This window comes from Streptomyces sp. PTY087I2 (assembly GCF_001687325.1).
Lineage (GTDB): Bacteria > Actinomycetota > Actinomycetes > Streptomycetales > Streptomycetaceae > Streptomyces.
In genome coordinates this window covers 15,205-39,620 of the sequence record NZ_LZRD01000006.1, presented here as the reverse complement: position 1 = coordinate 39,620, position 24,416 = coordinate 15,205, and the positions used below count along the sequence as shown (strand labels likewise).

Annotated in this window: 17 protein-coding genes and 2 pseudogenes; 11 read left to right on the top strand and 8 right to left on the bottom strand. The window is 71.1% G+C overall.

What is annotated here, in order from left to right:
- Window positions 1-14: 14 nt before the first annotated feature.
- Window positions 15-1,640 (bottom strand): ABC transporter substrate-binding protein, encoded by a 1,626-nt coding sequence (locus tag A3Q37_RS07735; protein WP_065479663.1) that lies wholly within the window; start codon window positions 1,638-1,640, stop codon window positions 15-17.
- Window positions 1,641-4,380: 2,740 nt separating this feature from the next.
- Here A3Q37_RS07735 and A3Q37_RS07730 point away from each other — a divergent pair.
- On the top strand, window positions 4,381-4,806 hold the full coding sequence (locus A3Q37_RS07730; RefSeq protein ID WP_065479660.1) for a hypothetical protein: 426 nt from the start codon (window positions 4,381-4,383) through the stop codon (window positions 4,804-4,806).
- Window positions 4,807-4,928: 122 nt separating this feature from the next.
- The gene (locus tag A3Q37_RS07720) at window positions 4,929-8,333 is read left to right on the top strand and encodes a WD40 repeat domain-containing protein (RefSeq protein WP_079137697.1); all 3,405 of its coding nucleotides are present in this window, start codon (window positions 4,929-4,931) and stop codon (window positions 8,331-8,333) included.
- A 311-nt stretch (window positions 8,334-8,644) separates the two neighbouring features.
- On the opposite strand, the gene A3Q37_RS07715 is transcribed toward A3Q37_RS07720, so the two are convergent.
- From A3Q37_RS07715 to A3Q37_RS07690, 6 genes are all read right to left on the bottom strand, one after another.
- The gene (locus A3Q37_RS07715) at window positions 8,645-9,160 is read right to left on the bottom strand and encodes a hypothetical protein (RefSeq protein WP_065479651.1); all 516 of its coding nucleotides are present in this window, start codon (window positions 9,158-9,160) and stop codon (window positions 8,645-8,647) included.
- A 145-nt stretch (window positions 9,161-9,305) separates the two neighbouring features.
- Window positions 9,306-10,439, bottom strand: a complete 1,134-nt coding sequence (locus tag A3Q37_RS07710) for an acyl-CoA dehydrogenase family protein (protein WP_065479648.1) — start codon at window positions 10,437-10,439, stop codon at window positions 9,306-9,308.
- Window positions 10,436-11,629, bottom strand: coding sequence for an acyl-CoA dehydrogenase family protein (locus A3Q37_RS07705; protein WP_065479645.1), 1,194 nt, complete (start codon window positions 11,627-11,629; stop codon window positions 10,436-10,438). Before A3Q37_RS07705 ends, A3Q37_RS07710 begins: the two co-directional genes overlap by 4 nt.
- A complete protein-coding gene (locus tag A3Q37_RS07700; RefSeq protein WP_065479642.1) occupies window positions 11,626-12,591 on the bottom strand; it encodes an NADPH:quinone oxidoreductase family protein in 966 nt (321 codons plus the stop codon). The genes A3Q37_RS07705 and A3Q37_RS07700 overlap by 4 nt, the downstream gene beginning before the upstream one ends.
- A gap of 129 nt (window positions 12,592-12,720) precedes the next feature.
- On the bottom strand, window positions 12,721-13,320 hold the full coding sequence (locus tag A3Q37_RS07695) for a helix-turn-helix domain-containing protein (protein WP_065479637.1): 600 nt from the start codon (window positions 13,318-13,320) through the stop codon (window positions 12,721-12,723).
- A gap of 61 nt (window positions 13,321-13,381) precedes the next feature.
- The gene (locus A3Q37_RS07690) at window positions 13,382-14,116 is read right to left on the bottom strand and encodes a PIG-L deacetylase family protein (RefSeq protein ID WP_065479634.1); all 735 of its coding nucleotides are present in this window, start codon (window positions 14,114-14,116) and stop codon (window positions 13,382-13,384) included.
- A gap of 72 nt (window positions 14,117-14,188) precedes the next feature.
- On the opposite strand from A3Q37_RS07690, the gene A3Q37_RS07685 reads away from it, so the two are divergent.
- Entirely contained in the window at window positions 14,189-14,761 is a 573-nt protein-coding gene (locus A3Q37_RS07685) for a rhodanese-like domain-containing protein (protein ID WP_030586230.1), read from the top strand.
- A 90-nt stretch (window positions 14,762-14,851) separates the two neighbouring features.
- Here the strand turns inward: A3Q37_RS07685 and A3Q37_RS07680 are convergent, their stop codons facing one another.
- Window positions 14,852-16,147, bottom strand: a complete 1,296-nt coding sequence (locus A3Q37_RS07680) for an alpha/beta fold hydrolase (RefSeq protein ID WP_065479631.1) — start codon at window positions 16,145-16,147, stop codon at window positions 14,852-14,854.
- Between the two features lie 253 nt (window positions 16,148-16,400).
- On the opposite strand from A3Q37_RS07680, the gene A3Q37_RS07675 reads away from it, so the two are divergent.
- The 8 genes and pseudogenes from A3Q37_RS07675 (at window position 16,401) to A3Q37_RS07650 (ending at window position 24,415) form a co-directional block, all read left to right on the top strand.
- Window positions 16,401-17,234, top strand: coding sequence for an aldo/keto reductase (locus tag A3Q37_RS07675; RefSeq protein ID WP_065479628.1), 834 nt, complete (start codon window positions 16,401-16,403; stop codon window positions 17,232-17,234).
- 483 nt (window positions 17,235-17,717) lie between these two features.
- Entirely contained in the window at window positions 17,718-18,677 is a 960-nt protein-coding gene (locus A3Q37_RS07670) for a nitroreductase/quinone reductase family protein (protein WP_065479625.1), read from the top strand.
- 28 nt (window positions 18,678-18,705) lie between these two features.
- Window positions 18,706-18,897: pseudogene (locus tag A3Q37_RS35505) on the top strand (DUF4166 domain-containing protein); the annotation flags it as partial.
- A pseudogene (locus tag A3Q37_RS35500) lies at window positions 18,897-19,064 on the top strand (TetR/AcrR family transcriptional regulator); the annotation flags it as partial. The pseudogenes A3Q37_RS35505 and A3Q37_RS35500, both read left to right, overlap by 1 nt.
- A 221-nt stretch (window positions 19,065-19,285) precedes the next feature.
- Window positions 19,286-20,344, top strand: a complete 1,059-nt coding sequence (locus A3Q37_RS07665; RefSeq protein ID WP_065479622.1) for a tetratricopeptide repeat protein — start codon at window positions 19,286-19,288, stop codon at window positions 20,342-20,344.
- The gene (locus A3Q37_RS07660) at window positions 20,341-21,390 is read left to right on the top strand and encodes a polyprenyl synthetase family protein (protein ID WP_065479619.1); all 1,050 of its coding nucleotides are present in this window, start codon (window positions 20,341-20,343) and stop codon (window positions 21,388-21,390) included. The genes A3Q37_RS07665 and A3Q37_RS07660 overlap by 4 nt, the downstream gene beginning before the upstream one ends.
- A gap of 383 nt (window positions 21,391-21,773) precedes the next feature.
- Complete coding sequence (locus A3Q37_RS07655; protein ID WP_065480224.1) at window positions 21,774-22,940, top strand: glycosyltransferase; 1,167 nt, start codon at window positions 21,774-21,776, stop codon at window positions 22,938-22,940.
- Window positions 22,941-23,092: 152 nt separating this feature from the next.
- Window positions 23,093-24,415: a sugar transferase gene (locus A3Q37_RS07650; RefSeq protein WP_255311772.1), complete on the top strand. Its 1,323-nt coding sequence runs from the start codon at window positions 23,093-23,095 to the stop codon at window positions 24,413-24,415.
- The last annotated feature ends 1 nt before the right edge of the window (window position 24,416 follow it).

Here is a 24,416-nt window from a genome sequence, read left to right as displayed (position 1 = left end):
GGGGAGGCGGCGGCTCACTTCTTCGCGTCCCCGGTGTCCCCGGCGTTCTCGGTGGACCACTTCTCGACGTTCCACCAGGGTCCGGAGGCCAGCCCGTGGTCGTGCGGCTCGACCTGGGTGGTGAGGGCGCCGAAGCGGTCGTCGACGACGTAGAGGTGGTCGATGTGGGTGAGGAAGGTGTAGCCCGGGTTCTTCACCAGCTCGCGCTGGACGGTGTCGTACGCCTTCTTCCGCTCGGCCTTGTCGCCGCTCCTGCGGCCCGCCTCGATCGCGGCGTCGACGGCCTTGTTGTCGTACCAGGCCATGTTGTTGAAGCCGTCGCCCGCGAGGGAGGACTTGAGCAGGGTGTACTGGTCGAAGTCGGGGTCGGCCGGGGAGCCGCCGCCCGCGAGCACCGCGTCGTGCTTCATGCGGGGCTCGATGACCTCCCAGGTCCCGGCCTCGGTGCGGATGTCGATGCCCGCCTTCTTGGCGTCGGAGGCGTAGGCGAGGGCGTGCTCCTGGCGGAGCTTGTCACCGCTGAGGTACCAGAGGGGGAAGGTGGCGCGCACACCGTCCTTGACCCGGATGCCGTCCTTGCCGGGCTTCCATCCGGCCTCGTCCAGGATCTTCTTCGCGGCGGCCAGGTCGTGGGTGCGCTCGGTGCCCTTGGTGAACCACTCGCTGTCGGTGGGGACGGGGCCGTAGGCGGGCTTGCCGCTGCCGTTGAGGATGGCGTCGACCATCGTCTGCCGGTCGACCGCCACATCGAGGGCGCGGCGCACGGCGGTGTCGCCCGCGACCTTGTTGTTGGTCGGGAGCGTCACCGTGCGGTAGTCGTAGCTGGTCGCCGCGTAGGTCTTCTTGCCCTTGTCGTTCGCGAAGCCCTTGGCGAGGTTGGGCGGCAGGATCGCGCCGTCGAGGTCGCCGGAGCGCAGCCGGGTGGCGCGCACGTCGTCGTCCTTGATGATCGCCATGGTGAACTTCTTCACCTCGGGTTCGCCGCCCCAGTAGTGGGGGTTGGCGGTGAAGCTGAGCTTCTCGCCCTTGGACCACTTGGTGAGCACGTAGGGCCCGGTGCCGATCGGCTTGGTGGTGAAGGCCCCGGAGTTGACGTCCTGCTCGCCCGCGATGTGCTCGGGGGCGATGGGCAGGACGGTGCGCTGGGCGAAGGGCGCGTAGGGGTACTTGAGCGTGAAGACGACCGTGTCCTCGCCCTTCGCCGTGACGTCCTTGACGGCGTCCAGCTCGGTGCGGGAGGGGTTGTTGGTCTTCTCGTCGAGGATGGTGCGGTAGGTGAAGACGACGTCCTTGGCGCCGAACGCCTTGCCGTCGCTGAACTTCACGCCCTGACGCAGCTTGTACGTGTACGTCAGCCCGTCATCGCTGACCTCGGGGAGCGCGGCGGCGAGGGCGGGGCGGAGCTTCATGTCCGCGTCCAGGGCCAGCAGCCCGTCGAAGATCTTGGAGTTGCCGTCCTTGCCGTAGCCGAGCAGCGGGCTCAGGCTGTCGGGCTCGTAGGCGATGCCGACGACGGCCGAGGTGGAGCCCGAACCGGATCCGCTCTTGGCGCTGTCCGGGTTCGAGCAGGCCGCCGCGGTCAGGGACAGGGCGGTCGCCAGTGTGGCGGCGACCGCCACCCGTATGGATCGGGCCGTCATACTCTGCACATCCCTGTTCAAGATCGACTGTTGTTGCGAACAGCATGCAATTAAACAGCACGTTTTCCGCTGCCCCTCTTCGACCTGTGCCAATAGGCGACGAATCCGCTGTGACCTGCGGGATTGGGTAGCAGAGGTGATCGGAGGCAGCCAAAGGAAATCTCTCTGAACTTCTGCGCCGGGCTCCGCTCGCCGGGCCGAGCCGCGATGTCGGGGCCTGCCTCTCCCAGCACCAGACGCACGACAGCCTCCACGACCGCGATCCTCGAGACTTCGCTGGCTCCGTTCGAAGGTCGATTCCGGATACCACTCCTGGGTTCTCAGTGCCTGAAAGAGCTGACCGCCCCGAACTCGGCCCGTTCGACGACGCGTTGACGAGTACCGAGCGCCCGACGTCGCCTTCGCCTGGGCCTCCCGATCCAAGGCCCGCGGCCTCCTGGAACTCGCAGCCCGCGACGAGCGGCCCGTGACCCACGAGGCTCTCGACGAATTGCCCACGGGGAGTGCCGGCCCACCTGCGGAGTGTCCTGGCCACGACCGGCGCACTCACCTCGCGCGACGAACAGCTGGTCGCCCTGGAGCGATGGATCACCGCGACGGTCCAGGCCTGCACCGACCTCGCCGAACGGCGAACCCCGCATGGCTGTGCGTCCTGGCACCACATGCGCCGGATCCAGCACCGTCTCGGTGACGACCACACCACCCGGTTCCAGGAGCTGAACGTGCGCTGCCACGCCGCCTCGGCGAACAACTTCTTCGATCGGCTTGCTGGTTGGAGGAGACGCGCTGGAGGACCTGAACACCGACGAGCGTGGAACTCTGGGTGGCTGGCCCCACGGCCAGCTGTCCCGACGAGAACGGCCACTTCGCCCGCTGGCCGATACCGCGCGGCGCAAATTCTCCGTGGACACCAGCGGCCGGGCCGACGCAACGTCTCCTCCTCGTCGTCGAGGTCCCGCGACAATCTCATCGCTTGGATGGATCAAGCTGAACGGGGGCTCGACGAAGTCGAACATCTCCGCGTCAGCATCGTCTGCGCTGAGAGGAAGATCGATCAACCCGCGGCCGCGGCAAAAGGGAAATCGACGGCCGTGGATCTCTGCATACCCACCTTCGGGCAGATCGCCACGCTGACGAGTGAAGTTGTGGGCCAGGAGACGACTTGGGCGACAAGCTCGCGGTCATATTGCGGGGCGAGTAGTCGCGCCTCTCGCTTCCCGACACAAGGGAGACGCCGCCAGACGGCATGCAAACACGTCCGCTTTGTCCTGTTCAAAGCCCGGCCCACCAGACTGAGATTTCATCAGTTGGTCTGGAGGCATACGAACAGCAAGTGGGCGCGGCACATCGTTGCCAGCCCAACTCCATCGAATCCGCCCTCGGCCTCAGCAACCCTCACCACCTGAACCGCCATCACCCTCATGGCTATGCGGTCGGCAGCTGTCCGATGAAACCATCTCCACCAACGACCGCCCTGTAGACACCGTGCTCCACGTCGCAAAGTGGAGGACGTGAACGCCGATGAGTGCAGGCCCCGGCACGTTGAGGCCACAACCCCAGCAATGACCCGTTCCGCGCCCGAGGGGCAGGCAGCGTGGTGTCCGCAGTGGAACACGTCTGCCCGGCGTCGCGGCTCAGGACGTCGACAATGGTGATCAAAGAGCGCCGCACGACATGATCCGCCCGGGAAGCTGGTGACCTGCAAGGCCCAGGTCACCGCCACCTCGCCCCTACCGAACGCCTGCGGTAGGACAAATTCAGGGGCAGCCCTGACTACTGGTGCGGTTCTCAGGTTCCGCTGCGCATGTCGCGAGGGGCTGTCTACCATCCGTCGTGTGCGGTGTCGCCAGGCCGAGAGAGGCGCGGGATGTCGGAGCTCGAACGGGTTACGGCTCCCGCGGAGCGAATTGGACGAGCTCGTTGCCGATTGCGCCATCGGTGCGATCACGCCGAGGGCGTAGGCTAATTGACCGTCAGGCAGTGTAATTACTGGGTCGGCTGGGGGCGGATTGATGCTGACGTGGATAGAGGCTGTGGCGTCCGGGGCGGTCGGTGGACTGATCGCCGAAGCGGCCGTCACCTACGGACGATTACGCAGCTGGCAAGAGGCTCGACATTCAGCGCGGATGTCAGAGACACCGCTCCCACCGCTCGGCAGGTTCGTCGATCCACTTGCGGACTCGCTCGCCGCGCTCATGCGCGTGGCCCTGGGAGGCGCAGCCGGATGGCTGCTCCACACGGAGGTCACCGGTATCTACGCAGCGGTGGCCGTGGGAGCTTCCGCGCCGGCACTGCTGGCCCAGATCGGGCGTGCGACGACACCGGCCGAGGCTCTGCGCGCACCCGGCGAAGCACCGCCAGCAACGCCCGTGGCCCCAGCGGATCACGGGGGAGCGTCTCCTGTCCCTGGGGAAGTGCCGTCATGACGATCAGCGCGATCGCCCGGCGCTCCTGGCGCTCGTTCACCGGTAGCACTGTTACCCACCGCTCCCGGACAGGAAGTCGCGCCCGTGCAGGGTACACAGTGCGGCAGCGGCTATGGGCCTCGTTCATTGGTGCGGACTTGCCCTCCGCACCGCTCACTGCCGACCCTGTCCTCCGAGAAGAACCAACCGGGAACCGGCATACCGTTTCCAGGACTACGCCCGATCGGTCAGGCACTCAGCCACTTGCTCCGGGCTGGTTTCCTCTCCCGCAGCTTCCGATGGTCGGCGGACTGGCTGCTGCAGGAGGCGACACCGTGCTGGTGGAGGCATCGTCCCCTGACGGCACCGCCCGGTTCCTCGTGCGCAGGCACGGGGACACCGTGCCTGCGTACAGTCTGGAACTTGTCGTGCACGGGGCCGAGGGCGTCGCCGGCACACCTCTGATGACGACGGTCAGGTATACGGGAGGGGCTGGTTCTGAGCGGGTGCTGCTGGTGCCTGTGGTGCGGGGGCGCTTTGGTCCTGCGGCTTCGTACGTCCGGCTCCCGGACTTCGTCGGGAGAGAATGGACAGCCTCCACGGCAGCACCGGTGAGTCCGGACAGTATGTGGACCGCCGAGACGATCACGCTGTCGGCCGGCGCTTCGCTCAATGATGCGACCCGTGATGCCTGGCGCGCGGTACGGGCGCTGATTTCGGACGCCGGTCTTCGTCGCGTCATCGACCAGGAACTGCAGTGACCGGGGCAGCGGGTCCTGGGCATCACGCGGGTAGCCAGGATGTAGCTCCCGCGCGAACCTCGGAGCGACATCGAACGGGTTGGCGTTTGTCGAGAATTCGCGGCAGCTACACGGCTCGGACCATGGTCGAAAAAGTGCTGGAGCAGGCATCAGGCCCGCAGGCCTCAGTCCGGGAATTGCTGGGTGAGTCAGCACTGTGGTGGAACTGCTGCAGTGAAGCGGTTCGTGACGATCCTGCGTGGCTCGGCAGTCATGGAGCCGAGGAACTACGCGACTGGCTCGCGGCGAATACACCAGACCATAAACACACGGAATCGGCGAGAGCCGACCATCCCTTCCTCCTCGCCAGGGCGCTGGTTCCGTCCAAAGGCGATGCCGAGGAATACGACGGCTCGCTCCGGCGACTGCTCGCGGCGTGGGAAGGCAGTGGGCTGCTGTGCCCCCAAGCCGCCCCCGGGCCGGCACAGCCGTCTGGCGAGGGGATCGCCCAACTCTCGCCCCGCCTCGCAGGCAGAGTCGACGCTCTCCTGCAACGGAGTCAGCAGTTGCGCCATACCGCGTCTCCGGCCGGGTCGTCGCGGGCTGCCGAGGGACTTCTGGTGATCTCCACGCTCATGATGGCGGGCACAGCACCGCGCAGGGGACCCGTCGTGCGGGTACCAGTGGTCTTCGGCCGCTCACCCGGACAGAACGGAGAGAGCCCGGCCGCCGAAGGCGCCACTGGCATTCTGGAACTGAGAGAGTTTCCCCCGGGACCGGCAGGACTGTATCCCGACCCGCGAACGATGGACGGGGTGCGCAGCCCGAACGCCCAGTTCGCCTCCGCGATGGGCACGGCCTGGCACCTGGCCGGTGGCACGCAGTCCGAAGACCGCTGCGTAGTGTGGCGGATCGTCCTGTCCGACGAACCCTCGCCCCCGGAACAGATCGAGGGGCCTTCCCTCGGCGTAGCCTTCGCACTCGGCCTTCGAGCGCTGCTGCGGCGCCGGCCAGGAGCGGGCCGGCTCCGAGATGTCTTCTACGGGCTGCGCCCGCGCACCGTGGTGACCGGCGCTCTCGATACGGACGGCCGCCTGCTCAGGGTCGCTGGCCTGGACGCAAAGCTGCTCGCTGCTCGCCGTAAGGGCTTCCGCCTGGTCGCCCCCGAGCCGAACCGCCTCGAAGTCACCGCAACCGCTCCCCGGCCCGGGGACGTAAAGTTCGCCGCAACCCTCCGTGAGGCCGACGGGTACGCCCGGCAGTTCCGTACAGGCCGCATCGCTGTCACAGCGCTCATTCTTGCCGCCGTGATGACGGGGGCATTCGCCTTCCACCAGCGCGACCTCGCCCAAACTCAGCAGCAGACCGCACTGATCAGCCAAGTCACCGCGCGAGCGGACCAGCTACACGCTACCGATCCCTCACTCGCGGCCAGGGCAGACATCGAGGCATATCGACTGAATCCCACCGCAGACCGCTACACGCGTTTGGTCGAAGACGCGAACAAGCCGCTTCCCACCGTCCTGAACGCATTCTCCTCCAGCGTCAGCGAGGTGGCTTTCAGCCCCGATGGCCGCACGCTCGCCGCCGCTGGCCACGACGATGCCAAAGACACAGGCATAGTGCGCTTCTGGGATATGACGGATCCGACGCGCCCCGTGCTGCTTGGTACCCCCCTCCGAGTTCCTGGCGCCACCTGGATGGTGTTCAGCCCCGATGGAGACACACTCGCCACGTCATCCGGCCCGGTACCTGGAAATACGGGAGTACGGCTGTGGGACGTCACCGACCCGGCCAGTCCCCGCGCGCTCGGCGCGGCCCTCCCCCATAGCGACGGCGGCAGCCCTCTGGCGTTCAGCCCTGACGGGCACACGCTGGCAACCGGCGGCGACACCTACTGGGAGGAGCAACTATGGGATGTGAAGGATCCGGCCAACCCGGTCCCGCTAGGCCACCCCCTCAGCCACGCGTCCGCAGTCAACGTCGTCACGTGGAGCCCGGACGGCCGGTCACTCGTGACGTCTTCCGTCAACGACGGCGCGCGGATGTGGAACGTCACGGACCCCGCCCAACCTGTCTTGCGCGGCAAGATCTGGACCGCTGTCGGTACCGCGACGTTCACACCCGACGGCCGCACACTCGCCATCGGCGACGGCGGCACCGTCCACCTCCTGAATGTGACTGACCCGGAGCACGTGGTCGCGTTGGGCAATCCTGTGACAAGTTTTCTTGGCGGAGGCAGCGCAATGGCGCTGAGCGCGGACGGCCGCATCCTCGCCGCCCCCGACGGAGAACGGACTCTCCGGCTGTGGAACATCGCCGACCCTGCCCATCCGAAGTCCATGGCCTCACCCCTGGCGGGCCACTCCACGACAGCCATGTCGTTCGCCCGGGACGGTCTCACATTCGCTACCGCCAACGGTGACCAAACGGTACAACTGTGGCACCTGCCCACAGCTCTACTCACCGGACACACCGAAGCCGTCAGCTCAACCGTGCCCGCTCCTAACGGCCACATTCTCGCCTCTGCCGCAAATGACAACACCGTGTGGCTGTGGAGCACCTCGGATCCAGCGCACCCCGTTCCCCTCAGCATGATCAAAGATTTCAGCGGCCCCGTGATATCGCTGGCGTTCAGCCCTGACGGCCGCACCCTCGCCACCGTTGCCAACGGCGAGAGACGGGTGATCCTCTGGAACCTTGAAGAGCCGACCAAGCCTGCCGTCCTCTCGCAAATCTCCGCCAGCATCGGAGCTGGCGTCGTGTCGGTGGCGTTCAGCCCTGACGGACAGACCCTCGCCACCGCCACCGCCACAGGTGTGGTCGGTGGTGACAACAGCGTGAGGCTGTGGGACGTGTCAGAACCCGCCCGTCCCCGGCTGCGCGGCGAGCCGATCACCGCGGACGGTGACAGCGCGAGCAACTGGGCGCAGGCCAGCCTTGTTTTCAGTGCCGACGGACATACCCTCGCCGTTGCCGGTCGCTATACGTCCAACACGGTGCAGTTGTGGGACGTGACCGATCCGGAACATCCGGTCCGCTCCGGGCCGCCTATCACCGGCGGCGCAAGGTGGATGGCGCTCAGCCCGGACGGGGACACTCTCGCGACAGTCAGTTCAGCTGGCGTCAGCGGCGGCCCAGGAGACGGCGACGTCAAGCTATGGAACATCTCCGACCACAATCACCCCACGCTCCTCGGGCCGCCGCTGAGCGGCTACACCACCCGTGTCACTGACCTGGCTTTCAGCCCCGACGGGCGCACTCTCGCCACCAGCGGCGACGGCGTACGCCTGTGGGACGTAACAGACCCGGCTCGCCCTGCCGAAATCGACCATCCCCTTGCCATCAGCCCCGCAGAAATCACATCACTGGCTTACCTCCCCAACAGCCAGATCCTCGCCACTGGTGGACAGGACAACACAGTTCGGCTGTGGCCATTGGCAGTAGACGAAAGCGTCCGACAGATCTGTACCAACACCGACACCCCGACCCGTTCGCAGTGGCAGAAACACCTGTCCATGCTCCCCTACCACACCAAATGCGGCTAAGTTCCTGGCGCTGGGGCCTAACGAGTTCGTGCACGATTGGCGGTGAGACGTACAGGCCTCACACAAGGGCACTCATCCGAAGGTCCCTTGCATCCGCAACTCACCGTTGCCTTATGGGTAAGCCATCGCGGCTCAAAAGTTCGCAGTGCATTGAACAACCGAAGCGTATGACCTGAGGCGAAGCGGCTTGGGTGGAACAGCGGGTCAAACAGCACGTAAAAAGGCCCTGGTACACCCCGCCTCGACAGACGAGACGGGGCGTACCAGGGCCGGTACGACCGAGGATGGACTCCCGCGGCGGCCGCGCCCGCCTAGAGCGAGGCGTCGGCCAACTCGATGGTGAGTACGTCCTCGTCCCGCGTCGGGTGGTCGATCGTGATCGAGCCGACCGCGCCGGCGTGGGCCCCCGTCCCTCCGGTGACAGCGAAGACGTGGGACCACGGTTGGGCGTTCACCGGGGACTCGGTGACGGCGGGCAGCGGCCGCTGGAAGACCGTGGCAGCCGTGATCAGGCCGTCGTCGAGGCTGAGCACCAGCGTCGCCAGGACGGACGAACCGTCCAGCCCCACGGAAACGGGCAGGCAGTGCGCGTTCTCGGTGCCCACGCTGTCGCCCTGTGCGTCCGACAGGTCGTACCGGACGAAGTACGGGACGCCGGCCGTGAGGACGTCCGGGATGTTCGCCCCCGTACGCCTGCCGGTCAGAACGATCCGGCGGTCCGCCCTGCGCGCCGCGTGGGCGGCCCCGCCCGCCCCGACGGCCAGTCCCCCGGCGACGGTCGCCGCCGAGGTCAGCTGAAGAACCCTCCTGCGATCCATGTCCGTCATCGCCTGCCTCACACCCTTGTCGGTCGTCTGCCCGAGCGCGCTCGCGCCCCACGGACAAACGCCCACCGGGGCGGAACGGGTCGCCTCGCACGCGCACACCACCGCAATGGACGAGCCGACCGGCGCCTCGGAAGGCGGTCGAGCGCTACGGAGCCGGGAGTTCCGCCAGCTCCGCGACGGCCTGACGATGGCTGCCCGCCGTGCCGTACGCGATCGAGTCCGCCTTGGCGCGCTTGAGGTACAGGTGCGCCGGGTGCTCCCAGGTCATGCCGATCCCGCCGTGCAGCTGGACGCACTCCTCGGCGGCGTGCACGGCGACGCCCGAGCAGTACGCCTGGGCCACCGCGACGGCGAGCGGGGCGTCGGGGCTGCCGGTGGCGAGCGCGTCGGCGGCGTTGCGGGCGGCGGCGCGGGCCGAGACGACCTCCAGCCAGAGGTGTGCCATCCGGTGCTTGAGCGCCTGGAACGATCCGACCGGCCGGTTGAACTGGTGGCGTTCGCGGGTGTGGCGGACGGTCTCGGTCAGACACCACTCGGCGATCCCGAGCTGTTCGGAGGCGAGCAGTCCGGCCCCGGCGAGCAGTCCGCGCCGTACGGCGGTGGCCCCGGCGTCCGCGTCGGCCAGCAGGGTCCCGGCCGCCCCGGCCAAAGTGACGGCGGCGAGCGGGCGGGTCAGGTCGAGCGGGACGAGCGCTTCGACGGTGACGCCGGGGCCCGAGGCCTCGACCGCGTACAGCCCTTCGGCGGTCGGCACCAGCAGCACATCGGCGGCCGCCGCGTCGGCGATGCCCCGGACCGTTCCGTCGAGCGCGGCGAGGACCGGTCCCGCCCCGGCGGGCGGGGTCGCGAAGGGCACGGCGAGCACGGCCGTACGGGCGCCGGAGGCGAGTTCACCGAGGAGCGCGGCGGCCGGTCCGTCCTCGGCGCCGAGCGCGAGCAGGGTCTCGGTGGCCACGACGGAGCTGGTCAGGTAGGGGGCGGGGGCGACGCTGCGGCCCAGCTCCTCCAGGACCACGGCGGCCTCGCGGTGGGACGCGCCCTGGCCGCCGAGCTTCTCGGGGACGAGGAGTCCGGCCGCGCCGATGTCGCAAGCCAGCGAGGACCACAGCCGCGGGTCGTACGGCGTGTCGGACTCGGTGGCGGCGATCACCGTCGGCGCGTCGGCCCGGTCGGCGAGGAGGGCGCGCACGGCGGAGCGCAGATCCTCCTCGTCCTGCGAGTAGAGCAGGTCGGGGGTGGCGGGAGGCTGGGTGGCGGTGGTCTGGCTGGGCGCGGTCATCGGCTCAGGTCCTTCCAGGCGACGTCCTTGTCGTTACGGGGTTCGGCGGGCAGCCCGAGGACGCGTTCGGCCACGATGTTCAGCAGGACCTCGCTGGTGCCGCCCTCGATGGAGTTGCCCTTGGAGCGGAGATAGCGGTAGCCGGCGTCCCGTCCGGTGAAGTCGACCAGTTCCGGCCGGACCATGGTCCAGTCGCTGTACAACAGGCCCTCGTCGCCGAGAAGTTCGACCTCCAGGCCGCTGATCTCCTGGTTGAGGCGGGCGAAGGCGAGCTTCATGCCCGAGCCCTCGGGTCCGGGCTGTCCGGCGACGAGCTGCTGGCGCAGCCGCTCGCCGGTGAGCCGGGCGACCTCGGCCTCCACCCAGAGGGTCAGCAGGCGCTGGTGGGTGTCGGGGGTGCGCAGTTCGGGGCGTTCGCGCCAGGTCTTCGCGACCGGGCCGATCATGCCGCCCTCGCGGGGGATGCGGGAGCCGCCGATGGAGACGCGCTCGTTCATCAGAGTGGTCTGGGCGACCTTCCAGCCCTCGCCGACGGGCCCGAGCCGGTGGCTGTCGGGGATCCGTACGCCGGTGAGGAAGACCTCGTTGAACTCGGCCTCGCCGGTGATCTGGCGCAGCGGCCTGACCTCCACGCCGGGGTCGGTCATGTCGCAGATGAAGTAGCTGATGCCCCGGTGCTTGGGCAGGTCCGGGTCGGTGCGGGCGATGAGGATCGCCCAGCGGGCCAGATGGGCGCTGGACGTCCAGACCTTCTGCCCGTCCACGATCCAGTCGCCGGTCTCGTCCTGGACGGCCCGGGTGGCGAGGGCCGCGAGGTCGGATCCGGCGCCCGGCTCGCTGAACAGCTGGCACCAGACCTCCTCGCCCACCCAGAGCGGGCGCAGGAAGCGGCGCTTCTGCTCGTCGGTGCCGAAGCCGAGGATGGTCGGGGCGGCCATGCCGAGGCCGATGCCGATGCGGCGCGGGTCGTTGTCCGGCGCGTCGGCGGCGGCGAGTTCGGCGTCGGCGACCTGCTGGAGGGAGCGGGGCGCATCGAGCCCCCCGAGGCCCACCGGGTAGTGGACCCAGGCGAGGCCGGCGTCGAAGCGGGCCTTGAGGAAGTCGGTGCGGCCGGTGGTGGCGGGCGGGTGCGCGGCGAGCAGCTCGCGGGTGCGGCGGCGGACCTCTGCGGCGTCCACGGCGGGGCTCATCGGGCGCCTCCGGGCAGGACGACGATGCGGCCGGTGCTGGTGCCGTCGGCGACGCGCTGGACGGCGTCGGCGGCCCCGGCCATGGCGACACGCTCGCTGATCAGGGGTTTGACGATGCCCTGCTCGGTGAGCTTGGTCAGCTCGTCGTGGCAGGCGCGGACGGCGGCCGGGTCCTTGGTGTTGTAGAGGCCCCAGTGGAGTCCGACGACCGAGTAGTTCTTCACGAGGGCGTGGTTGAGGGCCGGGGTGGGGATGACGCCGCCGGCGAAGCCGACGACGAGGATGCGCCCCTCGAAGGCGACGCACTTGGTGGACTTGGCGTAGGCCTCGCCGCCGACCGGGTCGTAGACGACGTCCGCGCCGCGCCCGCCGGTGGCTTCCTTCACGGCGGCGACGATGTCCTCGCTCCGCCGGTCGACGACCAGGTCGCAGCCGAGCTCGCGGGCGACGGCCGCCTTGTCGGGGCCGCCGACGACACCGATGACCTTCGCGCCCGCGGCCTTGCCGAGCTGGACGGCGGCGCTGCCGACGCCGCCGGCCGCCGCGTGGACGAGCAGGGTCTCGCCGGGCCGGAGGTTCGCGCGGCGGTGCAGGCCGAACCAGCCGGTCTGGTAGCCGATGTGCAGGGCGGCCGCTTCGGCGTCGTCCAGGGCGTCGGGGGCGGGCAGCAGGGCCGCCTCGTCCGCGACGACGTAGTCGGCGAAGCCGCCGTGGGGCAGGGCGGGGGTGGCGAGGACGCGCCGCCCGTCCTCGGTGGTGCCGCACACCTCGACGCCCGGGGTGAACGGCAGCGGCGGCCGCACCTGGTACTGGCCCCGGCAGAGCAGGGCGTCGGGGAAGTTGACGTTCGCCGCGCGGACCTCGACGAGCACCTGCCCGTCGCCGGGCGTGGGCCGGTCCGTCTCCTCCAGCCGCATCACCTCGCCCGGCTCGCCGTTCCGGTGCACTCGCCATGCCTGCATGAGGGGCCTCCACAACACTGTCGGCGTCAACCGCCGAAGCGGTCGGCATTACCACTGCTCCGGCGCATACTAAGCGGTCGCTTGCCGATCTGGGAACACCTCGCCCCCGGCCCGGGAAGGCTTCGGACGTCAGGCCCGCTTGGGCTTCGCCCGTACGTGCATGCGCTCGCCCTGCGGACCGAAGAGGCTGAGGAACTCCACCCTCTCGTCCTCGGCCGGGCCGAACCAGTGCGGAAGCCGGGTGTCGAACTCGGCGGCCTCCCCCGGCTCCAGCACCAGATCGTGTTCGGCCAGCAGCAGCCGCAGCTTCCCGGAGAGCACGAACAGCCACTCGTACCCCTCGTGCGTGCGCTGTTCGGGCGGGCCGCCGCTGCCCGGCTCCTGGATCAGCTTGTACGCCTGGAGGCCGCCGGGCCGGGCGGTCAGCGGCAGCATGGTCCGGCCGTGCTGCACGATCGGCTTGGCCCGCACCCGGGGGTCGCCGACCGGTGCGGCACCCACGAGGTCGTCGAGCGGCACCTCGTGGGCGCGGGCGATCGGCAGCATCAGTTCGAGGCTGGGGCGGCGGCCGCCGGACTCCAGCCGGGAGAGCGTGGAGACGGAGATACCGGTGGCGGCGGAGAGGGCGGCGAGGGTGACACCGCGGTCCTTGCGCAGCCGGCGCAGTCGGGGGCCGACACCGGAGAGGACGGACTCCAGTTCCGGATCGTCCCGGTCGTGTTCCTTCATCGGGCCATTGCAGAATCGGCAAGCCGTTTTGTCAACAGGGCAACGGACGGGACGACGCGCCTTACTGGGCGAAGACCTCGAAGGCGACCGCGGGCCGGCCGCCGAACCGCTCGGCGGCGGCCTCGGCCATGCCCGTGAGGAAGGTCCGGCAGTACCGCTCCGGGTCCTCCTGGGTCAGCACCTCGATATACGTCCGGTGCTCCAGCAGCGACCGGACCGAGCGTTCGAGACCGGCTGTCGCGTCGACCGCGTGGGTGGGCCGGTCGCTGCCCGCCACGGCGATCCAGCGCACCCCGTTCCACGGCTGGAGTCCCTGCTCGCCGAGTTCCGGGAAGATCCAGCGGTTGCCCGCGTCGGCGACGGCGTCCAGGGTGGCGCGCCCGACCGCACGGTGGTCGGGGGTGTTCCAGGCGGCCCCGCCCCAGGTGTCCCGGTGGTTGAGGGTGACGACCAGTTCAGGGCGGTGGCGGCGGATGGCCGCGGCGATGTCGCGGCGCAGCCCGGTGCCGTACTCGATGACGCCGTCGCGGTGGTCCAGGAACTCCACGGTGTGTACGCCGACGACGGCGGCGCTCGCCCGCTGCTCCCGCTCGCGCACCGGTGCGCACTCCTCGGGCGGCAGGGTGTCGATCCCGGCCTCGCCCCGGCTGGCGAGGAGGTAGACGACCTCGCGCCCGCCGTCGGTCCACTCGGCCACGGCGGCGGCCGCGCCGTACTCCAGGTCGTCGGGGTGGGCGACCACGGCCAGGGCTCGCTGCCAGTCGCCGGGCATGGGTTCGAGTCGCTGCGGCGTCATAGGGGCAGGCTACCTCCGGGACCGGCGGCGGGCGTGCGACGCTGGAGTCCGGCGAACGAAAGGAACCCCGTCGTGCCCAGCCCCGCTTCCCTCTCCCCCGCCCAGGCCGCAGCCCGTCTGGAGGAGTTCACCGTCATCGACGTACGGGCTCCGGGCGAGTACGCCGCCGGGCATGTCCCCGGCGCCCTGAACATCCCGCTCGACAAGCTCCCGGACGCGCTGCCCGCGCTGAAGTCCGCCTCCGCGCGCGGTTCGCTGCTGGTGGTGTGCGCTTCCGGGGTCCGGTCCACGCGGGCGTGCGAGATCCTCGCGGGCGCGGACATCGAGGCCGTGACGCTGACCGGCGGCACGTCGGCCTGGGAGGGCGACGGCCGCGGCCTGGACCGCCCCGAGGGCGCGCGCACCACGTGGGCCATGGAGCGCCAGGTGCGGCTCGCGGCGGGCTCGCTGGTGGTGGCGGGGCTGGTGGCGGGCATCCGCTTCCCGGCGGCGCGCTGGCTCTCGGCGGGCGTCGGTACGGGCCTGGTGTATTCGGCGCTCAGCAACACCTGCGGGATGGCGGCGGTCCTCTCCAAGCTGCCGCACAACCGGGCCCCGCGCTCCGCCGGTGACCTGGACGCCACGCTGGAGGAGCTCCAGCGCTGATCCCGGCGGGGCCGGCCGGTTCGCGGCCGGCCCGGCCCGTTCCGGGGGCGGGCGCGCGGGCCCGGCATGATCCCAACGAAGGGTCCTGGATCAGGCCTCGTCGCGCACGAGGGACAGCAGCCGGTCCAGGACCCGGGGACCGCCCGCGCGGACCCCGTCGTGCTCGTACTCGTCCGTCACCCAGGTCCGCAGCCCCCGGATCGCCGCCGCCGTGCGCAGCGAGTCCGCGGTGTCGACGTACATGTCGTCGTGGTAGACGGCCGCCGCGACCGGGACCTCGTTGGCGGCGAGCCGCTCGGGGTCGTACAGCACCGGCCAGTCGGTGCGCCGCGCGAGGAGTTCGGCGGTCTCGCGCAGCGGGCGCAGCGCCGGGTCGACGTCGAAGTGCCAGGGGTGGATGGTCTCGCCGGTGAAGAGGACGGGACCGTCGCCGGCCAGCGCGGTCGCCGCGTCGAACTGCGGGAACTCTCCCCGTACGCGCTCCGCCGCCCAGGCCGTGGCGCGCTCGCCCTGCCCGTAGATGGCCTCGTGCAGCAGGGCGTAGAGGGGGTGCCCGGCAAAGGAGGCGGTGGTGCGCATCGCTTCCTGGAAGGCGTCGGAGAGTTCGGTGCCGTGTGGGGTGCGGACGAACGCGTTCTCCAGCAGGTAGTGGAGCTGGTGGCTGCCGCTGCCGGTGCCGAGCAGGATGCCGAGCGACTGGAAGCCCTCGGGGGTGAGCCGGTGTCCGGCGCTCTCGGGCCGGTGTTCGGCGAGGTACGCGGCGATCGCGCGGGCGCGCTCGATGTCCTGCGGATAGCGGGCGTAGTGGGCGGCGACCTTGCGCTCGATACGGGGGTACGCGACCCGGTAGACGTCGTCCGCGTGCGCGTCCAGCGAGGGCAGCCCGCCGGTGATCAGGACCTCCTTCAGCCCTTCCGGGGCGGCGGAGAGATAGCGGACGGCGCAGAAGCCGCCGAAGGACTGGCCGAGGACCGTCCAGGGCGCCCCGCCGGTGAGCTGCGACCGGATCAGCTCGCAGTCGCGGACGATGGAGTCGGAGCGGAAGTGGGCGAGGTAGTCGGCCTGCTCGCGCGGGCCGCCGCGCAGCGGCAGGGTCTGCCGGTTGGCCGGGGTGGAGAGACCGGTCCCCCGCTGGTCGAGGAGCAGCACCCGGAACTCGCGCAGGGCCCGGCCGAGCCAGGCCTCCGTACCGACGAACCGGCGTGCGCCGAAGCCGGGGCCGCCCTCCAGATAGACCAGCCAGGGCAGTTCCTCGCCGGCCCGGGAGGTGGCGACCGCTTCCCGGCCGTAGACCTCGATCTGCTCGCCGCCGGGGTCGCTGTGGTCGAGGGGCACGGTGAAACGGCGGTCGGTGAGGACGACGCCGGGCTGCCGGTAACTGCTCACAAGAACTCCTGATCCGGGGTGCTGGCCGATCCGGGCGAAAACGCCAGTCCAGCACATGACCGCACCGGTCCGGCGAAGGGGGCAGGACCGCGGGCATGCCCCCTTCGACAGGCCCGCGGGGCGGACGCCGACCCGGACACCCCGCCCCACCTTGCCCGCGCTTGCACATAACCCGCGTATGCAATTATTGTTGACGCCAGTAAACGCCGTACGCCGTTCATATCGGCGCGCATCGCGCCACGGAAGATCCCCCATGTCCACCGCCCCCACCGTTCCCACCGTCACGCTCAACAACGGAGTGACCATCCCCCAGCTCGGCTTCGGCGTCTTCCAGGTGCCCGACGACGAGACCACCGCGGCCGTCTCCGCCGCACTGGAGGCGGGCTACCGGTCCATCGACACCGCGGCGGTCTACGGCAACGAGGCCGGTGTGGGCCGGGCGCTGGCCGCCTCCGGGATTCCCCGCGAGGAGCTGTTCGTCACCACGAAGCTGTGGAACGCCGACCAGGGCTACGAGGCCACGCTCGCCGCGTTCGACGCGAGCCTGGCCAAGCTCGGCCTCGATCATGTGGACCTCTACCTGATCCACTGGCCGACGCCCGCCCACGACCTGTACCCGGAGAGCTGGCGCGCCCTGGAGAAGCTGGCCGCCGACGGCCGGATCCGCGCGGCCGGGGTCTCCAACTTCCAGCCCGCCCACCTGAGCCGGGTGCTGGAGACGGGCACGCTCATCCCCGCCGTCAACCAGATCGAGCTGCACCCGGGCCTTCAGCAGAGCGAGTTGCGCGCCTTCCACACCGGGCACGGCATCGCCACCGAGGCCTGGAGCCCGCTGGCCCAGGGCGCCCTGCTCAAGGAGGAGGCCCTGGTCTCCATCGCGGAGCGGTACGGCAAGTCCCCGGCCCAGGTGGTCCTGCGCTGGCACCTCCAGCTCGGCAACATCGTGATCCCGAAGTCGGTCACGCCCGAGCGGATCCGGCAGAACATCGACGTCTTCGACTTCGAGCTGTCGGCCGCGGACATGGACGCCGTCGCCGCCCTGGACCGGGGCATGCGCACCGGCCCGGACCCCGACACCCTCAACTGACGCAGTTCGACGCGCCGTTGCGGTGACGGTCTTCGCCGTCAGCGTCCGCGGTGGTAGCTGCTGCCCGTCCCGGGGCCGGACCAGCAGCCCGGCGACGACGAGATAGCGGCGCAGGGCGGGCAACGCGATTTCCGGCGTTGCCCGCCTTTCCGTCGTCCGCGCTTCCCTTGCCCGCCTTTCCGTTGCCCGCCCCCGCGTTGACAGGGACGAGCGGATCGGGTTCTCATGCTGTCTGTGCAGCGTGACGTCGGCCAAAGAGATCTGGGCCGGCCGGCGATCAAGCCAGCACCTTCTTCCAGGGATGACGCCATGAGTCCATTCATCGCCCCCTGCCTCTGAGCATCTCCGGCCTTGAGCACCCCTGTTTCTGAGCGTTCTCACCTTTGAGCGCTCCTGCCCCGGGCGCCTCGCGGCCGGCACTCCGCACTCCGCGACGCCGGGCCTTCGCCTGCCCGCATTCCTTCCGGGAGACCCAGAACCTCCATGTCCCAGACCTTCCAGCAGTCCGTCATCACCGAATTCCGTGCCAACGCGGGGAAGGTCGGCGGCCCCTTCGAGGGCGCCGATCTCCTCCTGCTCACGACCACCGGCGCCCGCTCCGGGAAGCCGCACACCACACCGCTCGGCTATGTCCGCGACGGCCGCCGGCTCCTCGTCGTCGCCTCCAACCTCGGCGCACCCCTCCACCCCGACTGGTACCGCAATCTCCTCGCCCACCCCACCGTGCGGGTCGAGCTGGGCGGTGAGGAGTTCGACTCGCTCGCCGTACCCGCCGAAGGGGCCCGGCGCGACGAGCTCTTCGCCCGGGTCGTCGCCGAGGCGCCGGGGTACGCGGAGTACCAGGACGCCACCGACCGGGTGCTGCCCGTCGTGGTGCTGGCGCTCCCCGACCCCGACGCGGCGGCTCCCCCGATCACCTCGCTCGCCGACAAGCTGGTGGAGGTGCACACCTGGCTGCGCGGCCAACTGCGCCATGTGCACGACGAGACCGAGGCGCACTTCGCCGCCCGGGCCGGGCACGGGGGCGACGGCGAACCGCCCGCCCCCGGTCTCGGGATGCAGATCCGGCAGCGCTGCCTCTCGTTCTGCCAGGCGCTGGAGTTCCACCACACGGCCGAGGACGGGCACATGTTCCCCACCATGGAGGGCTACCACCCCCACCTGCGGGACGTCTTCGACCGGCTGCGGGAGGAGCACCGCTCCATCGGGGCCGTGCAGTCGGCGCTCGCGGACCTGCTGGCCGATGTGGCCATCGCGGAACCGGACCGCTTCCGTGCCGAACTGGCCCGGATGACCGAGGAGCTGACCGCCCACCTCGACTACGAGGAGGAGCACATCCTGCCGCTCCTGGCCGATGTGCCCTGGCCCCCGGCGGCCCCGCCGCGAATACGGCCTGAGCACGGCCTGTCAGAGGGGGTTGAGCGAGCACTCAACCCTCTCTGACAGCTTCCTGGAACACGGCGGGACTTGATCCGAGCCCGACGGCTCGCTGCTGATCCGCTCCGGCGAGCACCGGTTCCGCGAGGGACCGTTCGACCTGCGGGTCCCGAACCTGATCGGCGGCGAGGCCGAGGTCCGCGAGTCCTTCCACGACGCCACGGGCCGCTTCCGTATCCGGGTCACGGTGACCAACCGCCGCTTCGGCCCGCTGTTCGGGTACGAGGCCTGGAGATGTACGAGGGCGTCGACCCGGAGGGCGCGGAGCGGGCCTTCGAGGCGCTGGAGCAGCTCGCCGCGCCGGCCGGGGTGCTGGACGAGCTCGGACCGGTGGCCCGGCGTGCGGTACGTCACCGGCTGCGACGTACGGAGAAGGTGCAGGGCAGGGCGTAACGGGACATAGACAGGGCGGCCCGGAACGGCCTGGGCCGCCCGAGCAACCCTCCGCACCCGCCTGCCGTCTTGATCGACGACAGGACGGTTCGCCGCACATGACGAGCGGCGCCCCACCCCCACAAGATCCGGGCCTGCACGACCGACCGACTATACCCCCCATGTATACGCAGAAGGTATAGCCGGTTGGCTGCGGGCCCGGCACCGCGCGGAAGGCACCCATGCAGACCAAGGCACTGGCGCCCGAGTACCAGGGAGCTCTCACCAAGATGTCGGTGAACGCCTCCCTCACCGACGTACTGGCCGAGGGAGTACGCCACTTGAGGCAGGCCGAGCTCTCCGGATCGCAGGAGGAGGTGGCACGCGCCGGCCTCGCCGTGGCCGAGGCGCACCGCAGGCTCGGCCAGGTGGCGGAGGCCGACCGGGCCTGGAAGGCCAGCTACCGGGCGGCGCGGTCGGCCGGGAACACCGGGGCGATGGCCTGGGCGCTGTGGAGCGGCGGCACGCTGGCGCGCCAACGCGGGGCGCTGCGCCTGGCGTTCCGGCTGCTCGGCCTCGCCGCGGAGCTGGGGAAGCGGGGCGGCGACGTGGTCGCCCGCGGCTACTCGCTGGCCGGCCTCGCCGAGACCGGGCGGATCCAGGGCGACTACGCGACCGTCGCGACGCTGCACGAACAGCTGCTGGCCGAGGCCCGCGCCCGGGGCGAGGCCCGGCACACCGTCTGGGCGCTGGAGGGCATCGCGCAGATCCACCGCAACACCGGTTCGCTGGACACGGCCCTGGAGATGTTCGAGGAGGCGGCGGTCCTGGCGGGCGACGCGGACGACCGGCGGGGCCGGGCCTGGGCGCTGCGCGGCATCGCCGACATCGTTTCCCTCCGGGACGGGGCGACCGGGCGGGCGCTCGATCTGCTCGCCGAGGCCGAGGTCACCTGCCGCGAGATGAACCTCTCCAGCGCCCTGGCGTACAACCACAAGATGCGGGCCAACGTGCTGTTCCGCGCCGGGCGGTACGAGGAGGCGCGCACGGTGTACGAGCAGGCGCTCGGCGAGTTCCGCGCGATGGACGAGCCCCGGGGTGAGGCGCTGGCCTCGCTCGGCCTGGTGAAGGCCCGGGCCAGGCTCGGCCGGGACCGCGACGCCACCGCCGCCGACCTGGACGAACTGCGGGGCAGGCTCGACCGGATCGGGCTGCTCAACGCCCGCGAGATGGTCGAGAAGGCGTACGCCGAACTGGACGTGGAACCCGCGTCGGCCGGTGCCGGGGACGGCCGCCGATGACGCTCTCCACGACCCGCCGGGCGAGCGCGCCGCAGATACTGGACCGGTGCCGCGAGCTGGTCCGCCCGGCCCTGGTGGAGTCGGTGGGCCGGCTGCACCCCTGGCACGCGGAGACGGCGGCCTTCTCGCTGGGCTGGCGCGGAGCCGACGGCGAACCGTCGCCCGGATCGCAGGGCAAGGGGGTCCGCCAGGCGCTCGCGGTGCTCGGCGCGGAGGCGGCGGGCGGCAGCGGGGAGGACGGGGTGCTCGGGGCGGTCGCCGTCGAGCTGATCCACACCTTCTCGCTGATCCACGACGACATCATGGACGGCGACGAGACCCGCCGCCGCCGGCCGACGCTGTGGAAGGCGTACGGCACGGGCCCGGCGGTCCTCGCGGGGGACGCCCTGTTCGCGCTGGCCGTGTCCACGCTGGCGGAGGCCCCCGGTCCCGGCGGCCCGGCCGCGGTGCGGCAACTGGCGGGCGCGCTGGGCGATCTGGTGCGGGGGCAGGCGCAGGATCTGCTGTTCGAGTCCCGGCCGTGGTCCGGGCCCGGCGCCGTCCTGCCGCACGAGTACCGGGCGATGGCCACCCACAAGACGGGGTCCCTGCTCGGCTGCGCGGCCGCCCTGGGCGCGGTGCTGGCGGGCGCTCCGGCGTCGACCGCCGAGGCGCTGGACCTGGCGGGGCGGCATGTGGGGGTGGCGTTCCAGGCGGTGGACGACCTGCTCGGGATCTGGGGCGATCCGCAGCTGACGGGAAAGCCCGTGCACAGCGATCTGCGGCGGCTCAAGAAGACGTACCCGGTGCTCGCGGCGCTGTCCGCCGACCACCCGGCGGCCGGGCGGCTCGACGCGCTGCTCACCTCCGCCGGGCCGCTCGACGACGCGGCGGCGCGGCGCGCGGCGGAGCTGATCGACGAGGCCGGCGGGCGCGAGGCGACGATCGCCGAGGCGCACGAGCACCTGGCGGCGGCCCGCGCCTGCCTGGACCGGGTGCCGCTGGAGGAGGAGGCCCGGGGGGATCTGCTCACGCTGATCCCGTATCTGGTGGACCGCACCGGCTGACACCGGCGCCTCGCCGAGCGCCCCGGACACCGTCCGGGGCGCTCCTGCTTTTCGGCGACGGCACCGATGGATGGTGACGCCATCCAGTGCGGCGTTCGGCGGTGTGCGCTTTCCCGGAAAAGGCTGACGGTATAACCGGCGGACGTCGCGCGGAACATCGGCCCGCTCCCCGCGCCGGACCCCCGGTGCCCTTTCGCCACCGGCCCGCGAAGGCACCCGGGCCTGCGCCGGTCTGCCGCGCGACCACCCGGACGGCCCATCCGGACGGGCAATCCCCATGTGGTCGTATGAGCGAGTCACGCGCACGATATCGCCACATATCTGCCAAAGTGCACCTCGGCTTTACTCACCGTATTGAGCGAAGAGAGCCGTGCGTGCTGAACATGCGTCGTACTGAAGAAAGACAATTGACGGTCCTTCACGTGGTTCAGCCCGTGGACGGCGGAGTGGCCCGGGTCGTCACCGATCTCGTCAGGGCCCAGGCCGGTGCCGGACTGCGTCCCGTGGTGGCCTGTCCCCCCGGGAGCCCGCTGGCCCTCGGGGCGGCGGCGGCGGGCGCCGAGGTCCACGGCTGGGCCGCCACCCGTACTCCCGGGCCCCGGCTGGCCGGTGAGGTCGCGGCCGCGCGCCGGATCGTCCGCGCGAGCCGCCCGCACGTGGTGCACGCCCACAGCGCCAAGGCGGGCCTGGCCGGCCGGATCGCGGTACGCGGCCGGGTCCCCACGGTCTTCCAGCCGCACGCCTGGTCGTTCGAGGCCGTCGGCGGACGCACCGCCGAACTCGCGCTCGGCTGGGAGCGGTTCGGCGCACGCTGGACCGACCACATCCTGTGTGTCAGCGAGTCGGAGCGCCGCACCGGGCAGGAGGCGGGCATCGCCGCCCGCTGGTCGGTCATCCACAACGGCATCGACCTGGACCGGTTCCGCCCCGGCGACCACTCGGTCCGGGCGGAGGCCCGGGCCACCCTCCCCTTACTGGAGGAGGTCGCCGCGGATGCCCCGCTGGTCGTCTGCGTCGGCCGCCTGACCCGGCAGAAGGGCCAGGACGTCCTGCTGCGGGCCTGGCGCCGGATGCCGGTGCCGGGGGCGCGGCTGGTCCTGGTGGGCGACGGGCCCGACCGGGACGGTCTTGAGGCGTCGGCCCCGCCGGGCGTGCTGTTCACCGGGGCCTGTAAGGACGTGCGGCCGTGGATCCACGCCGCCGACGTCCTCGTACTGCCCTCCCGGTGGGAAGGCATGGCGCTGGCCCCGCTGGAGGCGATGGCCTGCGGACGCGCCGTCGTCCTCACCGATGTGAACGGCGCGCGCGAGAGTCTCCCGCCCGGCCACGAGGACCACTGCCTCGTACCACCGGAGGATCCGGCGGCCCTGGCCTCGGCGCTGACCGCCCTGCTCACCGACCCTGATCTGCGCGAGGCGGTGTCCCGCCGGGCCCTGCGCCACACCCGGGCGGCCTTCGACGTCCGACGGACCGCGGGGGCGGTTGCCGGTCTCTACCAGGAACTTGTCGGCATGTCCGGCCCCACGACGAGGAAGCGCACCGAGCGATGACGATGGAGAGTGCACCGGTTCCCGGAGCCGGCCAGGCAACAGCCGTGCAGGCTCACACGGTTCATCCGCCGCGAAGAAGCGGCGGCGGTGCGCAGGCGAGGCCGGGTGAGCGCCGGGCCGTCCGGTACGGCCGTCCCGTCCCGCTGCTGTGCGTGGACGCCCTGGCCCCGGCGGTGACGTTCGCCCTGGTGGTCCCGGTCGCGTGGCCCTGGCTGCTGATGGCCGTCCAGGCGGTGGCGCAGGTGCTGCTCTTCGCCTGGCGCGGTCTGTACCGGATGCGGTTGTCCCCCTCGGTCCTCTCCGATCTGCCCGCGCTCCTCGGTCTCACCCTCCTCCAGTGGTACGTGACGATGGAGGTGCTGGACGCCTGGGCCCCGCAGCAGGGGTTCGGCTGGGCGGTGCTGGTGTACGGGGCCGGTACGCAGACCGCGCTGACCTGCGCCGGGCGCGCGGCGGTCCACCGGGCGCGGCGGCGGGCCGCCGTGCGCCGCCCGCAGTCCACGCTGGTCGTGGGCCAGGGGCCGGCGGCCTGTCAGGTGACGGCCGCGCTGTACGACCATCCCGCGTACGGGCTGCGGCCGGTCGGTCTGGTCGCCCCGGCGGCCGGGGACGAGCAGCAGGTGACGGGTTCCGACGCCGTGCCCCTGCCGGTCCTGGCCTCGCCCCAGGAGGTGGGGCGGGCCGTGGTGCAGAACAGTGTGCGGCACGCGGTGTTCACGGCCCCGCCGGAGGCCACCCCGGACGGCGCCGCCCTCTTCACCCTCCTCACCGGGCACGGCTGCCGGGTGTGGCTGATCACCGGGCCCGGCGCCGTAGCGGCACCCCCGGCGGGCGGGAGGCCCGACCATCTGTGGGGTTTCACCGCCCAGCCGCTGCCCGACGGGACGGACCGCCCCCTCGGCCACGGGGTGAAGCGGGCGATGGACGCCGTCCTGGCCGCGGTCGGGCTGGTGCTGGCGGCCCCGGTGATGGCGGCCTGCGCGCTCGCCGTACGGCTCTCCGACGGGCCGGGCGTGATCTTCCGTCAGGAGCGCGTCGGCCGGCACGGACGCCCCTTCGTCCTGCTGAAGTTCCGTACGCTGCGCCCCGCCGACGTCCAGGAGTCGGCCACCCGCTGGAACGTCGCGTCCGACGGGCGGCTCAGCCGGGTCGGCCGCCTGCTGCGCCGGACGTCCCTCGACGAGCTGCCGCAGCTGTGGAACGTCTTGCGCGGCGACATGAGCATGGTCGGTCCGCGACCCGAACGCCCCTTCTTCGTGGCGCAGTTCAGCCGCGCCCACCCCGGCTACCAGGCCCGCCACCGGATGCCCGTGGGCATCACAGGTCTTGCCCAGGTGAACGGGTTGCGCGGCGACACCTCGATCGAGGAGCGGGCCCGCTTCGACAACCACTACATCGAGACCTGGTCGCTGTGGCAGGACGCGTGCGTGCTGGCGCGAACGGCGGGTTCCCTGTTCCGGCTCGGAGGCAGCTGAC